Consider the following 12,656-nt stretch of genomic DNA (forward strand, 5'->3'; position numbering starts at 1 on the left):
TCAGTTAAACGATAAGTCTGACATAAATGACCGCTATGAGCACTGCAATTACTCGCCAGATCGTCCTCGATACCGAAACCACCGGTATGAACCAGATCGGCGCGCACTACGAAGGGCATAAGATCATTGAGATCGGTGCCGTTGAAGTGGTGAACCGTCGTCTTACGGGGAACAACTTCCACGTCTATCTCAAGCCCGATCGGCTGGTGGATCCCGAAGCGTTCGGCGTTCACGGTATTGCCGATGAGTTCTTGCTGGACAAGCCGACGTTTGCGGACGTGGCTGACGAGTTTCTGGAATACATCAGGGGCGCTGAGCTTGTTATCCATAACGCCTCGTTCGATATCGGCTTTATGGATTATGAATTCAGCAAGCTTAATCGTGATATCCCGAAGACGAACACCTTCTGTAAGGTGACAGACAGTCTGGCGCTGGCGAGGAAAATGTTCCCCGGCAAGCGTAACAGCCTGGATGCACTGTGTTCGCGCTACGAGATAGACAATACCAAACGAACGCTCCACGGGGCGTTGCTCGATGCCCAGATCCTCGCCGATGTCTATCTGGCGATGACCGGTGGGCAGACGTCAATGAAGTTCAGTATGGAAAATGAGTCGCAGCAAACGCAGGGCGAAGCGGGTATTCAGCGTGTCGTCCGTCAGGCAAGCCGGCTGCGGGTTGTTTTAGCCAGTGATGAAGAGCTGCTTAATCACGAATCCCGTCTTGATCTGGTGCAAAAGAAGGGCGGCAGCTGTCTCTGGCGTGCCTGAAAAAACGCCGGAACGCCTGTAAAATCATCGTTTGGGCGATTTTTGCAGCAAACGATTCAAAACGCGAGAAAAAGCGTTGACGAGATCGGAGGCGCACCGTAATATGCGCCTCGTTCCCCAAACGGGAACAGTGGAGCGGTAGTTCAGTCGGTTAGAATACCTGCCTGTCACGCAGGGGGTCGCGGGTTCGAGTCCCGTCCGTTCCGCCACTATTCAGAAGGCCTGAATCAGAAATGATTCAGGCCTTCGTCGTTTCAGCCAGCTGTGATTCCATTCCCTCTCTTCTGACTTGTAGTTAACAAAAAGTTAATATCAATAGTGCAATTAATTAACAATTGCACATCATTAGTGCATTCTTTGCACTGTTGTTGTGCATTTTTCCACCGTCAGCTATTCAGGCTCGAGTCAGATTGTGTCTCTCTGTAAAAAAGAATTCATACAGAATCATCTGCTTATAACCCGCTATGCAAAAAATTACTGAACCAATTGCAGATTGGTTTGGTTATTGCTTAATCATTAGCACGATAAGCGTCATTCCATATCAATAACTTATCGTTAATAAAAATAAAGCAATGATGAAAGCGAGCGAACCAATATGGAAAAACCGTCACGGTTTCTGGCCAATTCCAGCACCGCGCTTGAACAGCTGCGCGGGCTAATCAACCAGCACGAGTCAACACCAGGCACTCCGCTGCCCACGGAACGTGAGCTGTCGGACACACTCGGCGTAGGACGACGTGAAGTGCGTCGCGCGCTGGACGTGCTGGAAGAAGAGGGGCGCATCTGGCGTAAGCAGGGCAAAGGGACCTTTATCGGCCCGGCTGCACCCGTTGAACCGCTGGCCCTTCAGGGATTGGTTCAGCAAACCAACCTTCTGGAAGTGATGGAAGCTCGTCTGCAGCTCGAACCCGGCTTAGCCCGGCTTGCGGCACTGCGTGCCACCAGGGAAAACCTTGCGCTCATGCAGCGCATGCTGGAACGCATCGACAAGGTCAGCCCGGATGACCGCGATCTCAACGAACTGTGGGATAGCGCTTTTCACCGCGCCATTGCGGAAGCGGCGGGCAACCGCCTGATGCTCGGCCTGTTTGATGCCATTGATGCCGTGCGGCGTGAACCGGGCTGGCAGCATCTGCGCGAACTGGCACGCACCCCCGAGCGTGTCGATAGCTATAACGACCACCACCACAAGATCATGGCTGCCATTATCCATCGCCAGCCTAACGAGGCCGCGACCGCGATGCGCGAACACCTGCTCAGCCTGCAAACCGCCCTGATTCAGGCGATCCACCTCGAGGACGACTTCACGCCATGACGACAATCCCCTTTAAGGACGCCACGCCCGTATTGCAAGTAAAAAACCTCAACGTTACGTTCGCGGGCTCGCCGGTAAGCGTGCTTGACGGTATCTCGTTGACCGTCAGGGCGGGCGAAACGCTGGCGCTGGTGGGAGAATCCGGCTGTGGGAAAAGTATCACCTCCCTGGCGCTGATGGGGTTACTGCCCGCCAGCGCACGGATCGTCAGCGGGGAGATACAGTTTCGTCGCCACGATCTGCGCAAGCTCTCGCCGCGGGAATATGCCGATCTGCGCGGTAGCGAGCTGGCGATGATTTTCCAGGAGCCGATGACCTCGCTCAATCCGGCGTTTACGCTGGGCGATCAGCTGAGCGAGGCGGTTATGCGTCATCAGGACGTCTCGCGCGCAGAGGCGATGAAGATCGCGCTGCAGATCCTCGAGAAAGTGCAGATTCCGGCAGCAGAGATGCGATTGAAAGCCTATCCCCACCAGCTTTCCGGCGGCATGCGCCAGCGCGTGATGATAGCCATGGCGCTGATCAATCATCCTAAATTATTGATTGCCGACGAGCCGACCACCGCGCTCGACGTCACCATCCAGGCGCAAATCCTCGCCTTGCTCAACACCTTGAAAGAGGAAACCGGCACGGCGGTGCTGATGATCACCCATGATTTAGGCGTGGTGGCCGAAGTGGCGCAGCAGGTGGCGGTGATGTATGCCGGACAGGTGGTAGAGCAGGGAAGCGTCGAGGCGATATTTGCCGACCCGCAGCACCCGTACACCATCGGCCTGATGGGCTCGATCCCCTCCCTTAGCGCACGCAAGGGCCCGCTTTCCACTATTCCCGGATCGGTCCCGCTGCCGGAATCCATGCCGCAAGGCTGCCGTTTCGCAACGCGCTGCCCGTTTGCGCAGTCGCGCTGCCATGACGAAAAACCGCCGCTCACCACGCTCGGCGCGGGCCATCGGGTTGCCTGCTTCCGCGTGCCGCTCGAACACCACATCGCCCTGGGAGAGACCGCATGACCACGCCCATTCTGGAAGCTCGGGACCTCAGCAAGCTTTTCGCCGGCCCGAAAAAACTCTTTACCCCCGCCCGGTTTGTGACGGCGGTCGATCGCGTGTCGCTTGCCGTCATGCTGGGCGAAACGCTGGCGATTGTCGGCGAGTCCGGTTCCGGAAAATCCACGCTTGGCCGCCTGCTGCTGCGCCTGCTGGCCGCCAGCGAAGGGCGCGTGTTTTATCAGGGGGAAGAGATCACCCACGCCTCGGGCGCGCGCCTCAATCAGCTCCGCCGCGAGCTGCAGATCATCTTTCAGGATCCCTTCGCCTCCCTGAACCCGCGCATGACGGTGGAGCAGATCGTCGGTGAGCCGCTGTGGCTGCACCAGAACATGAAGAAAGGGGACCGGCAGTACCGCGTTGCCGAACTGCTTAAGACCGTGGGCCTGCCCGCCGCCTGGGCCGGGCGCTACCCGCACGAGTTTTCCGGCGGGCAGCGCCAGCGTATCGGCATTGCGCGCGCGCTGGCCTCAGGACCAAAGCTGCTGCTGGGCGATGAGCCGGTATCCGCGCTGGATGTATCGGTGCAGGCGCAGGTGGTCAATTTACTGGAAAGCCTGAAGCACCAGCTGGGGCTGACGATGGTGATTGTCGCCCACGGTCTGGCGGTGATCCGCCACATGAGCGATCGCGTGGCGGTCATGTACCTCGGGCAAATCGTTGAGCTTGCCAGCGTCGATGAGATCTTTGACGCACCGCTGCACCCCTATACCCAGGCGCTGATCGCCTCGGCGCCGCAGATGCAGCCGGGCGCTGAACGCGACGCGCCGCTGCTGCAGGGGGATTTACCGAACCCGGCCAGTCCGCCGTCCGGCTGCCGTTTCCACACCCGCTGCCCGTACGTCACTGACGAATGCCGTCAGGTCGAGCCGATTAATCAGGTGCTCGACGGCGGGCGTCAGGTTGCCTGTCATCGCTGGCAGGAGATCAACCGCGATCGCAGCGTTATCCAGATCGCACCGCCATCCGCTGCTTTTCTGCGCCGCCGCGCGCTGTTTGAACACGCGGCCACCCACTCGTCCCTTCCTTCAAGGAACTCATGATAATGACAATGCGTAATTCTCTTTTGACCGTACTGGGAAGTGTTATGTTGCTTGGCGCGGCGCTGCCCGCCCATTCTGAAAGCGTGCTGCGTATTGGCCTGGGGGCTGACCCGGACATGCTCGACCCGCATCTGGCGCGCACCTACTATGGCCGCTTCGTCTTTGCCTCCCTGTGCGACAGGCTGGTGGATGTGGATGAAAACCTGAAGGTCGTCCCCGGTCTGGCCAAAGGCTGGGCGTGGAGTGACGACGGTAAAACCCTGACGCTCAACCTGCGCGAAGGCGTGACCTTCCACGACGGTGAGAAATTCGATGCCGCCGCGGCAAAATACAACCTCGACCGCGCCCTGACCTTAAAAGGCTCCCTGCGTAAAAGCGAGATCTCCTCCGTTGAATCGGTAGAGGTCACCGGTCCGATGCAGATTGCCCTGCACCTGAAGTCGCCGGATGCGGCACTGCTGATGCAGCTCACCGACCGCGCGGGCGCCATGATGGCCCCTGAAGCGGCAAAAAAGCCTGACTTTGCCGCCCATCCGGTCTGTTCCGGCCCGTATAAATTCGACAGCCGCGTGTCCCAGGACCGCATTGTTCTGACCCGCTTCGACAACTACTGGAACAAAGACGCCTACCACTTCGACAAAATTATCTATCTGCCGATCCCGGATGCCTCCGTGCGCCTCGCGAACCTGCGCGCGGGCGATCTTGATCTGACCGAAGGCATCGCCGCCAGCGATGTTAAAACCGTCGAAGCCGACAGCAAGCTGGCGCTGGCGAAGGTGACCGGTCTGGGCTATCAGGGCATCACTTTCAACATCAATAACGGCAAGGTGCCCGCCAACGATCCGTTCAAGGACGCTCGAGTGCGCGAGGCGTTTTCTCAGGCCATTGACCGCGATGCGCTAAACCAGGTGGTCTTTGAAGGGTTGTATACGCCAGCCAACCAGGCGTTTTCCACGGTGAGTCCGTATCACGTCAACCTGCCGGTCCCGCCGCGTGACGTCGATAAAGCCAAAGCCCTGCTCAAAGCGGCAGGCGTCACCGCGCCGCTGACCGTCAACCTGCTGGTGCCGAACAACCCAACCTCGCAGCAGGTGGGGCAGGTGCTGCAGGCGATGGTCGCCGAGGCGGGCTTTAACCTGAACCTGCAGATGACCGAATTCGCCACGCTGCTGGACCGCCAGCAGAGCGGGGACTATCAGCTGAGCTTCTCCGGCTGGTCGGGGCGCCCGGATCCGGACGGCAGCATCTACGGCTTTATCAACAGCAAAGGCACCCTGAACGATGGCCGCTACAGCAACGCGCAGGTCGATGAGTGGCTGACCCAGGCGCGCCAGAGTACCGACCAGGCCGCGCGCCAGCCGCTGTACGACAAGGTGGTGAAGCAGCTGCAAACCGACATGCCGATTGCCTACCTCTACTTCGAGCCGCGTATTTTTGGCCTGAATAAAAGCGTGCAGGGCTTTAAGCCGTACCCGGATGGCATCGTGCGTCTGGCCGGTTTGACGCTTGCGAAATAAGTGTCCTGAGGAGAGCCCATGCTGGAACTGATTTGCAAACGTTTGCTGCTGGCCGTCCCGACGCTGTTGCTGGTGAGCATGATGGTGTTTGGGCTGCAAAAGCTGCTGCCCGGCGACCCGCTGATCGCCATGGCAGGCGAGGAGCGCGATCCGGCGGTCATCGCTCAGCTGCGTGCGGAGCTGAACCTCGATGCCCCGATCCCGGTGCAGTATTTCCACTGGCTGACGCGGGCGCTGCAGGGCGATCTGGGCGTCTCCTTACGCACGCACGAGCCGGTGACGCAGCTGATTGCCAGCAAGCTGCCGGTGACGCTTGAGCTGTCGCTGCTGGCGATGATTATCGCGCTGGTGTTTGGCATCAGCATGGGGATCCTCGCGGCGGTGAACAAAAACAGCTGGGTCGATCACGGGGCGAACTTCGTGGCGATCTCGGGGATCTCGATCCCGCACTTCTGGCTGGGGATCCTGTTGATTCTGGTCTTTTCGGTAAACCTGCAGTGGCTCCCCGCGTCCGGCTACGTGCCGTTCAGTGAAGACCCGCTCCAGAACCTGCGCACGCTGCTGCTGCCCGCGTCCGTGCTCGGAACGGGCCTGGCGGCAACGCTGATGCGCCACACCCGCGCCTCGATGATTGCGGTACTGAAGGCGGACTACATCCGCACCGCGCGGGCGAAAGGGCTGCTGCCGAAGGCGGTGATCTTAAAGCACGCCTTTCGCAACGCGCTGGTGCCGGTGATTACCCTCACCACGCTGCTGTTTGGCGAACTGCTGGGCGGCGCGGTGCTGACCGAGCAGGTGTTCACCATTCCGGGCTTCGGCAAGATGATCGTCGATTCGGTATTTAACCGTGATTACGCGGTGGTGCAAGGCGTGGTGCTGATCGTCGCCATCGGCTTCCTGATGCTCAACCTGCTGGCCGACGTGCTTTACGTCCTTATCAACCCGAAAATGCGAGGCTAACGATGGCGGAACTGACGACACAAACCGTTGCGCCCGCACTGCCGCGGGCGCAAAACCGGGTATTGAAAAAATTCCTCGCCAATAAAAGCGCGGTCATTGGCGCGGCAGTGGTGGGGTTCTTTGTGCTGGTGGCGCTGCTGGCGCCGTGGATCGCCCCGTTCGACCCGGTCAAAGCCAACTTCCTGGCGGTGCGCAAAGCGCCGTCGGAGATGTACTGGTTCGGCACCGACGAGCTGGGGCGAGACATCCTATCCCGTATTATCTGGGGGGCGCGCACCTCGCTGATGGCGGGCTGTATGTCTGTGGTGATTGCCGTGGTTATCGGCGTACCGCTGGGGCTGGTGGCGGGTTACTTCCAGAAGATGTGGGACGGCGTCATCTCGCGCGTGATCGAGGCGCTGCTGGCCTGCCCGTTCCTGATCATGGCGATCGCGCTGGGGGCGTTTTTGGGCCCGAGCCTGACGAACGCGATGATCGCCATCGGCCTTTCCGCGATGCCGATCTTCGCCCGCCTGACGCGCGGCCAGGTGATCGCCATTCGCAACGAAGAGTACATCGACGGCGCGCGGGCAATTGGCCTGCCGGATCGCTGGATCATCATCAAATACGTTCTGCCCAACGTGATGTCGCCGATTCTGGTGCAGGCCACGCTGGCGATTGCCTCGGCGATAATCGCTGAAGCCAGCCTGTCGTTTTTGGGGCTGGGACAGCAGCCGCCCAATCCGTCCTGGGGCTCCATGCTCAACACCGCCAAAGGTTTTCTTGAACAGGCTCCGTGGATGTCCATTTTCCCCGGCGTGGCGATTTTCCTTGCCGTGCAGGGCTTTAATTTACTCGGCGACGGGCTGCGCGATGCGCTCGATCCGCGCCACGACTAAGGAGTCATGATGACCAAAGCGCTAGATTTTACGTCCGGTTACGCTTCACGCCGCCCGCCGATGCTGGGCCATAACGCCGTTGCGACGTCTCAGCCGCTGGCGGCGCAGGCGGGAATGAAGATGCTGCAGCTGGGCGGGAATGCCGTGGATGCCGCCATTGCCGCCGCGATGGCGCTGACGGTGGTCGAGCCGACCGGCAACGGGATCGGCAGCGACGCCTTTGCTATCGTCTGGGACGGTGAAAAGCTGCACGGCCTGAACGCTTCCGGTCGTTCGCCTGCGAGCTGGCATGCGGATCTGTTTGCCGGAAAAACCGCGGTGCCCGAAATCGGCTGGGACGCGGTGACCGTGCCGGGGGCGGTATCCGGCTGGGTCGCCCTGGCGGAACGCTTCGGCACGCTGCCGTTGACCACCCTGGCGCAGCCCGCCATTGACTACGCGCGCAACGGCTTCCCGGTCTCCCCGCTGATTGGGCATCTCTGGCAGCGCGGCTATAACAAGCTGAAAGATCAGCCGGGCTTCAGCGCCTGTTTCGCCCCGGAAGGCCGCGCCCCGCGCGTGGGGGAGATCTTCCGTAACCCGGCGCAGGCGAACTCGCTTGAGCTGATTGCCCGCACCAACGGCGAAGCCTTTTACCGCGGTGAGCTGGCGCAGAAAATTGCCGCCTTCGCCAGAGAGCATGGCGCGCACCTGACGGCCGAGGATCTGGCCAACCACCGCGTGGACTGGGTAGAACTGCTGTCACGCGACTTTGCGGGCGGCTCGGTGCAGGAGCTGCCGCCAAACGGGCAGGGGATCGCCACGCTGATTGCGCTCGGCATTCTTGAGCAGTGCGGCATTGAGAAGCATCATCCGGATTCCGTGCAGTCTCTGCATCTCTCTATCGAGGCAATGAAGCTGGCGCTGGCGGATCTCGACCGCTACGTGGCAGACGAAGCACACATGGCGTTTGCGGCGAAAGAGCTGCTGAGCGACCATTACCTGAAGTCGCGCGCGGCGCTGATCAACCACGACAGCGCATCTGATTTTGTCTACGGTTCCCCGACGCAGAGCGGCACGGTCTACATCAGCACCGCGGACGCCAGCGGGATGATGGTCTCGTTTATTCAGTCCAACTATATGGGCTTCGGTTCAGGCATTGTGGTGCCGGATACCGGGATCAGCCTGCAAAACCGGGGCTGTGGCTTTGTGCTGGATCCAAATCACCCGAATGCGCTGGCGGGCAGCAAGCGTCCGTTCCACACCATCATTCCGGGCTTTGCGATGGACGGCAACGGCCAGCCGCTGATGTCCTTCGGCGTGATGGGCGGCCCGATGCAGGCGCAGGGGCACATGCAGATGGCGCTGCGCATCATGCTGCACGGGCAAAACCCGCAGGCGGCAATCGATGCGCCGCGCTGGCGCGTGGTGCAGGGCAGGGAGGTGATCGTTGAATCGACGTTCGATCGCAACACGATTGCCGCGCTGCGCGAGCGCGGGCATCAGATCGTGGTGGAAGATCCGCTTCAGGATTACAACTTCGGTGGTGCGCAGGTGATTTACCGCCTGCCGGAAGGACACTACGTGGCCGCGACGGAAAGCCGCAAAGACGGGCAGGCGTTGGTGAGTTAAAAGAAGCGAGCAACATTGGTAGGCCGGGTAAGGCGTAGCCGCCACCCGGCTTTTTTTTCACTCAATGCTAAAAGGATCCGCATCCTGCCACGCCGGAAACTTCTCCCGGTACTCCTTCAGCGCCGTCAAGGACAGCTCCGCATCAATACGCGTCGCCTGATGCGGCTCGGCGGTGGCGATGATCTCGCCCTGCGGATTCACCACCCGGCTGTCGCCGCGATAGTGATGCCCATTGCCGTCCGTCCCCACGCGGTTGCAGCCCACCACGTACGCCTGGTTCTCAATCGCGCGCGCCACGAGCAGCGACTGCCAGTGCAGGGAGCGCGGTGCAGGCCAGTTGGCCACATATAGCGCCAGGTCGTAATCGTTGCGGTTACGCGACCACACCGGGAAACGCAGGTCGTAGCAGACCAGCGGCAGAATGCGCCAGCCGCGCCACTCGAACACCACGCGTTCGTTACCGGCTTCATAGTGATGGTGCTCATCCGCCATACGGAACAGGTGACGCTTGTCGTAGAAGTGCACCTTTCCTTCCGGCTCGACCAGCAGGAAGCGGTTCACCGGGCCGCGCTCCGTTTGCAGCGCGGCGCTACCGGCAATCAGCGCGTTGGTCTGCTGCGCTTTGGCATGCATCCAGGCGACCACCTCCTCCTGCGGCATTGACTGTTTTGCCGCTTCCATGGCGAAGCCCGTGGTGAACATTTCCGGCAGGACAATCACATCGCGCCCGGTAATGTCTTCGAGTTGACGATCGAAGTGGCGCAGGTTGGCGGGGCCATCCATCCACACTAAAGGTTGCTGCAAAATAGAAATCTTCAGACCAGGCACGATACAGACTCCTCAAACGACCACTTTTTGACACTGTAGCACGACATAACGAGAAAATGTGGCAATAAAAAACCCCGCGCGAGGCGGGGTTTAGGTAAGCGAAACGCGTTATGCCGCTTCTGGTTTACGGTGCTTCTCCGGCAGCTTTACCGGCTGCGTCGCCAGCTCGTCCGGTTCGAAATCATCCACGTTAATGCTGCGCAGACGGCTCTCTTCGGCTTTCACCAGCAGAGCGGCCTCATCTTTATTGATAATGCCACCGGCCAGCGCCTGTTTTGCCAGTTCGTCCAGACGGGTAAACGGCAGGTTTTTGCCCAGCTGTTTACAGATCTTCTGGTGAATCGGATCGGCGGCCATCACGTCAAGCAGCGCCTCTTCCAGCAGACCCACCGGGTTATGCGGCGTCGGTGCCAGGTACTGACCGCGGCCGATGCGGGAACGGGTTGCGCTCGGAACCTGCAGGATCTTCGCCACTTTGTGGTCCAGCTTGTCGGACGGTGCCAGATGGTGACGACCGGTCGGGAAGATCACCACGCGCAGGGCACCAGCCACGAAGCGGTTCGGGAAGTTCGCCAGCAGATCGTCAATCGCCTGTTCAGCCTGATACAACGCATCCTGTACGCCCCAGTGCACCAGGGGCAGATCCGCTTCCTGACGGCCTTCGTCGTCGTAACGTTTCAGGACCGCAGAGGCCAGGAAGATCTGGCTCAGCACATCGCCCAGACGGGCAGAGATACGTTCGCGACGCTTCAGGCTGCCGCCCAGCACCGCCATGGAAACGTCAGACAGCAGGGCCAGGTTGGCGCTCAGACGGTTCAGATGCTGATAATAACGTTTGGTTGCATCGCCGGTCGGCGTGGCGCTGGTAAGGCCGCGCGTCAGGCCCAGCCAGAAGCTGCGCACCTTGTTGCTGCCCACGTGACCGATATGCTTGAACAGCAGCTTATCGAAGGCATCCACGTCGTTGTTCTGCGCAGCGGCCATCTCTTCCAGCACGTATGGATGGCAGCGAATTGCGCCCTGACCGAAGATCATCATGCTGCGGGTCAGGATGTTTGCCCCTTCCACGGTGATGGCAATCGGTGCGCCCTGATAGCCGCGCGCCAGGAAGTTGCCTTCGCCGAGCATAATGCCTTTACCGCCCGCGATATCCATCGCGTCAATAATTGACTGCTGCGCGCGGTGGGTACAGTGGTACTTCACAATGGCCGACAGTACGGCTGGTTTTTCGCCCAGCATAATGCCGTAGGTAATCAGCGTGGCGGCAGCGTCCATCACGTAGGCGTTGCCCGCGATACGCGCCAGCGGCTCTTCGATACCTTCCATCTTGCCGATGGAGATTTTGAACTGACGACGGATGTGGGCGTAGGCACCAATCCCCATCGCCACCGACTTCAGACCGCCGGTTGAGTTCGACGGCAGGGTAATGCCGCGGCCCACCGACAGACATTCCACCAGCATACGCCAGCCCTGACCGGCCATTTTCGGGCCACCGATGATGTAATCAATCGGCACAAAGATATCCTGGCCGCGGGTTGGACCGTTCTGGAACGGCACGTTCAGCGGGAAGTGACGACGACCAATCTCGACGCCTGGGGTGGAGGTTGGGATCAGCGCACAGGTAATGCCCAGATCTTCTTCGCCGCCCAGCAGTCTTTCCGGGTCAGAGAGCTTAAAGGCCAGACCCAGCACGGTGGCGATAGGGGCCAGCGTGATATAACGCTTGTTCCAGGTCAGGCGCATGCCCAGCACCTGCTCGCCCTGCCACTCGCCCATGCAGACCACGCCGGTATCCGGAATCGCGCCCGCATCGGAGCCTGCTTCCGGGCTGGTCAGCGCGAAGCAAGGGATTTCCTGACCGCGTGCCAGACGCGGCAGGTAGTGATCTTTTTGCTCTTCGGTACCGTAATGCTGCAGCAGTTCGCCCGGGCCTAAGGAGTTAGGCACGCCAACGGTAATCGCCAGGATGCCGGAAACGCCTGCCAGCTTTTGCAGGACGCGAGCCTGAGCGTAGGCAGAGAACTCCAGACCGCCGTACTCTTTCTTAATGATCATCGCGAAGAAGCGATGCTCTTTCAGGTACGCCCACAGCTCTGGCGGCAGGTCGGCCATTTCATGGGTGATGGCAAAGTCGTTCGCCATACGGCAGGCTTCTTCTACCGGGCCGTCAATAAAGGCCTGCTCTTCCGCGGTCAGACGCGGCTGCGGGTAGTTATGCAGCTTTTTCCAGTCCGGATTGCCCTGGAACAGGTCGCCTTCCCACCAGGTGGTGCCTGCATCAATCGCTTCTTTCTCGGTACGCGACATGGGCGGCATCACTTTGCGGAAGCCTTTGAACACCGGCGCAGAGATCATTGATTTACGCATCGGGGCCAGGTTAAACGGCAGCAGGATGATGGCAAGAGGGACTAAAAGCCAGAGATTCCAGAGACCTGCGACGCCAAGCGCAGCCGTCCAGGCCAGAAGAATCAGGCTACTCAGGAATAAACTTACGCGGTGATAGAACAGCACACCGAGCAGAACAACGGTTGCGAGAATGCTCAAAATCATCATAAAGAAAAGCTCCCTTGCTTGTAGGAGGTCTGACCACTTGTGATGATATGGTTGTAGTTGATGTTATTTCCTTTAGCAATGTGTTTACAAAATAATTACAACCTGGTTCACATTGTTCGCGTTTTACCCGGCACGAAA

General features: G+C 59.9%; 10 protein-coding genes and 1 tRNA gene. 9 read left to right on the forward strand and 2 right to left on the reverse strand.

From position 1 onward, the window contains the following. Nucleotides 1-35: 35 nt before the first annotated feature. From dnaQ to PI91_RS06865, 9 genes are all read left to right on the forward strand, one after another. A complete protein-coding gene (dnaQ, locus tag PI91_RS06825) occupies nt 36-767 on the forward strand; it encodes a DNA polymerase III subunit epsilon (RefSeq protein WP_198527856.1) in 732 nt (243 codons plus the stop codon). A gap of 132 nt (nt 768-899) precedes the next feature. Next, nucleotides 900-976, forward strand: a tRNA-Asp gene (locus PI91_RS06830). A 386-nt stretch (nt 977-1,362) separates the two neighbouring features. After that, entirely contained in the window at nt 1,363-2,082 is a 720-nt protein-coding gene (locus tag PI91_RS06835) for a FadR/GntR family transcriptional regulator (RefSeq protein WP_021242871.1), read from the forward strand. Then, complete coding sequence (locus PI91_RS06840; protein ID WP_039265724.1) at nt 2,079-3,092, forward strand: ABC transporter ATP-binding protein; 1,014 nt, start codon at nt 2,079-2,081, stop codon at nt 3,090-3,092. Before PI91_RS06835 ends, PI91_RS06840 begins: the two co-directional genes overlap by 4 nt. Continuing rightward, nucleotides 3,089-4,171 carry an ABC transporter ATP-binding protein gene (locus PI91_RS06845; RefSeq protein ID WP_039265725.1) on the forward strand — a complete coding sequence of 361 codons (1,083 nt, stop codon included), beginning with the start codon at nt 3,089-3,091 and terminating at the stop codon, nt 4,169-4,171. Before PI91_RS06840 ends, PI91_RS06845 begins: the two co-directional genes overlap by 4 nt. Nucleotides 4,172-4,173: 2 nt before the next feature. After that, nucleotides 4,174-5,688 (forward strand): ABC transporter substrate-binding protein, encoded by a 1,515-nt coding sequence (locus tag PI91_RS06850; RefSeq protein WP_198527857.1) that lies wholly within the window; start codon nt 4,174-4,176, stop codon nt 5,686-5,688. 18 nt (nt 5,689-5,706) lie between these two features. Next, complete coding sequence (locus PI91_RS06855) at nt 5,707-6,648, forward strand: ABC transporter permease (protein ID WP_008500268.1); 942 nt, start codon at nt 5,707-5,709, stop codon at nt 6,646-6,648. A 2-nt stretch (nt 6,649-6,650) separates the two neighbouring features. Then, nucleotides 6,651-7,526, forward strand: coding sequence for an ABC transporter permease (locus PI91_RS06860; RefSeq protein ID WP_039265728.1), 876 nt, complete (start codon nt 6,651-6,653; stop codon nt 7,524-7,526). A gap of 9 nt (nt 7,527-7,535) precedes the next feature. Next, nucleotides 7,536-9,137: a gamma-glutamyltransferase family protein gene (locus PI91_RS06865; protein WP_021242874.1), complete on the forward strand. Its 1,602-nt coding sequence runs from the start codon at nt 7,536-7,538 to the stop codon at nt 9,135-9,137. A 57-nt stretch (nt 9,138-9,194) separates the two neighbouring features. On the opposite strand, the gene PI91_RS06870 is transcribed toward PI91_RS06865, so the two are convergent. Together PI91_RS06870 and fadE are read right to left on the reverse strand one after the other, a co-directional pair. Beyond that, nucleotides 9,195-9,965 carry an amidohydrolase gene (locus PI91_RS06870; protein WP_008500265.1) on the reverse strand — a complete coding sequence of 257 codons (771 nt, stop codon included), beginning with the start codon at nt 9,963-9,965 and terminating at the stop codon, nt 9,195-9,197. 108 nt (nt 9,966-10,073) lie between these two features. Further along, nucleotides 10,074-12,518, reverse strand: coding sequence for an acyl-CoA dehydrogenase FadE (gene fadE / locus PI91_RS06875; RefSeq protein WP_039265729.1), 2,445 nt, complete (start codon nt 12,516-12,518; stop codon nt 10,074-10,076). Nucleotides 12,519-12,656: the final 138 nt, after the last annotated feature.

This window comes from Enterobacter sp. FB, assembly GCF_000805795.1.
GTDB lineage: Bacteria > Pseudomonadota > Gammaproteobacteria > Enterobacterales > Enterobacteriaceae > Enterobacter > Enterobacter roggenkampii.

Coding starts and splice junctions, on each gene's coding strand:
- fadE (WP_039265729.1), bottom strand. CDS start 12,518: ATGATGATTTTGAGCATTCTCGCAACCGTTGTTCTGCTCGGTGTGCTG.
- PI91_RS06845 (WP_039265725.1), top strand. CDS start 3,089: ATGACCACGCCCATTCTGGAAGCTCGGGACCTCAGCAAGCTTTTCGCC.
- dnaQ (WP_198527856.1), top strand. CDS start 36: ATGAGCACTGCAATTACTCGCCAGATCGTCCTCGATACCGAAACCACC.
- PI91_RS06865 (WP_021242874.1), top strand. CDS start 7,536: ATGACCAAAGCGCTAGATTTTACGTCCGGTTACGCTTCACGCCGCCCG.
- PI91_RS06835 (WP_021242871.1), top strand. CDS start 1,363: ATGGAAAAACCGTCACGGTTTCTGGCCAATTCCAGCACCGCGCTTGAA.
- PI91_RS06840 (WP_039265724.1), top strand. CDS start 2,079: ATGACGACAATCCCCTTTAAGGACGCCACGCCCGTATTGCAAGTAAAA.
- PI91_RS06850 (WP_198527857.1), top strand. CDS start 4,174: ATGACAATGCGTAATTCTCTTTTGACCGTACTGGGAAGTGTTATGTTG.
- PI91_RS06860 (WP_039265728.1), top strand. CDS start 6,651: ATGGCGGAACTGACGACACAAACCGTTGCGCCCGCACTGCCGCGGGCG.
- PI91_RS06855 (WP_008500268.1), top strand. CDS start 5,707: ATGCTGGAACTGATTTGCAAACGTTTGCTGCTGGCCGTCCCGACGCTG.